The organism is Ruegeria sp. AG7 (assembly GCF_056541545.1).
In genome coordinates this window covers 1-1,888 of record NZ_JBQFYP010000047.1, presented here as the reverse complement: position 1 = coordinate 1,888, position 1,888 = coordinate 1, and the positions used below count along the sequence as shown (strand labels likewise).

The window sequence follows — 1,888 nt, the reverse complement described above, 5'->3', positions numbered from 1 at the left end:
GGGTCGTTGCCTTCGCTGAGGGCGATTATGGGACGGGTGGCCGGAGCGTTTTGCCGCAACAGCTCGACGGGTGTCAGGGTCATGTGCTCCGGCCTCGTCCTGGGGTTAAGCGCCCTGCGCTTTCATGTCATCGGCGCTGATGCCGGCGACTGCGACGGGTTTTTTCATCGCGTCGCGGCGGAAAGGCTCGCCAAGCTCCTGGTTGATCAGGGCCTCGATCAGCGTGGTGATGCCGTTCTTCTGGTCCTCGATCGCCTGGTTCAGCGCCGCGGTCAGCTCGTCCTGGGTGCGCGCGACAACGCCTTTCAGGCCACAGGCCTGCGCGATACCGGCATAAGACACCTTGGTGTCCAGCTCGGTGCCCACGAAGTTGTCGTCGAACCACAGGGTCGAGTTGCGCTTTTCCGCGCCCCACTGGTAGTTGCGGAACACGATCTGGGTCACGGCGGGCCATTCCTCGCGGCCGATCGCGGTCAACTCGTTCACCGCGATGCCAAAGGCACCGTCACCGGCAAAGCCCACAACCGGAACATCCGGGCAGCCGATCTTGGCACCGACGACGGCGGGCAGGCCATAGCCGCAGGGGCCGAACAGGCCCGGCGCCAGGTATTTGCGCCCCTCTTCAAACGACGGATAGGCGTTGCCGATGGCACAGTTGTTGCCGATGTCGGACGAGATGATCGCCTCTTTCGGCAGTGCCGCCTGAATGGCGCGCCACGCCATGCGCGGGCTCATCCAGTCGGGCTTGGCCGCGCGGGCACGCTGGTTCCAGGTGGTGCCCGGATCGTCATCCTCGTGGGTCATCGAGGTCAGTTCCTGCGCCCAGGCCGATTTCTTCTGCGCGATGCGCTCTTTGCGCTCCTTGCGGCCTTCGTCACCGGCGGTGTCGCTCAGCTGGGCCAGAATGCCCTTTGCCACCTTGGCAGCATCGCCGATGATACCGACGCTGACAGCTTTGGTCAGGCCGATACGGTCGGGGTTGATGTCAACCTGGATGATCTTCGCATCCGCGGGCCAGTAGTTGATGCCATAGCCCGGCAGGGTCGAGAACGGGTTCAGACGGGTGCCGAGGCACAGGACAACATCCGCCTCGCTGATCAGCTCCATCCCCGCTTTCGAACCGTTATAGCCCAGCGGACCGGCAAACAGCGGGTGGCTGCCCGGGAAGGCGTCATTGTGCTGGTAGCCGACGCAGACCGGCGCATCCAGACGCTCGGCCAGCGCTTTCGACGCCTCGATGCCGCCTTCGGCCAGAACCACACCGGCCCCGTTCAGAATGACAGGGTTCCTGGCGTTCGACAGCAGCTCGGCCGCCTGGGCCACGGCGCTTTCGCCACCCGAGGGGCGCTCGAACTCGACAATGGCGGGCAGGTCGATATCGACAACCTGGGTCCACATGTCGCGCGGGATGTTCAGCTGGGCCGGGGCGCTGGCGCGCTTGGCCTGCATGATCACACGGTTTAGAACCTCGCAGACGCGGGTCGGGTCGCGGACCTCTTCCTGATAGGCAACCATATCCTCGAACAGCTTCATCTGCTCGACTTCCTGGAAGCCACCCTGACCGATGGTCTTGTTGGCCGCCTGCGGGGTCACCAGCAGAAGCGGCGTGTGGTTCCAGTAGGCAGTCTTGACGGCGGTCACGAAGTTGGTGATGCCCGGGCCGTTCTGCGCAATCATCATCGACATCTTGCCGGTGGCACGGGTGTAGCCATCCGCCATCATCCCCGCGCTGCCCTCATGCGCACAGTCCCAGAACATGATCCCAGCCTTCGGAAACAGGTCCGAAATCGGCATCATCGCCGAGCCAATGATCCCAAACGCATGCTCAATACCATGCATCTGCAAAACCTTAACAAAGGCCTCTTCCGTCGTCATCTTCATAGGGGTG

Annotated in this window: 1 protein-coding gene; it reads right to left on the bottom strand. The window is 63.5% G+C overall.

The annotated features are described in order from the left end of the window. Positions 1 to 105: 105 nt before the first annotated feature. The gene (gene xsc, locus ACR0BF_RS20285) at positions 106 to 1,881 is read right to left on the bottom strand and encodes a sulfoacetaldehyde acetyltransferase (protein WP_209599474.1); all 1,776 of its coding nucleotides are present in this window, start codon (positions 1,879 to 1,881) and stop codon (positions 106 to 108) included. Positions 1,882 to 1,888 lie beyond the last annotated feature (7 nt).

What these genes read in the sequence shown, in the direction of transcription:
- xsc (WP_209599474.1), bottom strand. Translation starts at nt 1,881, where the DNA reads ATGAAGATGACGACGGAAGAGGCCTTTGTTAAGGTTTTGCAGATGCAT.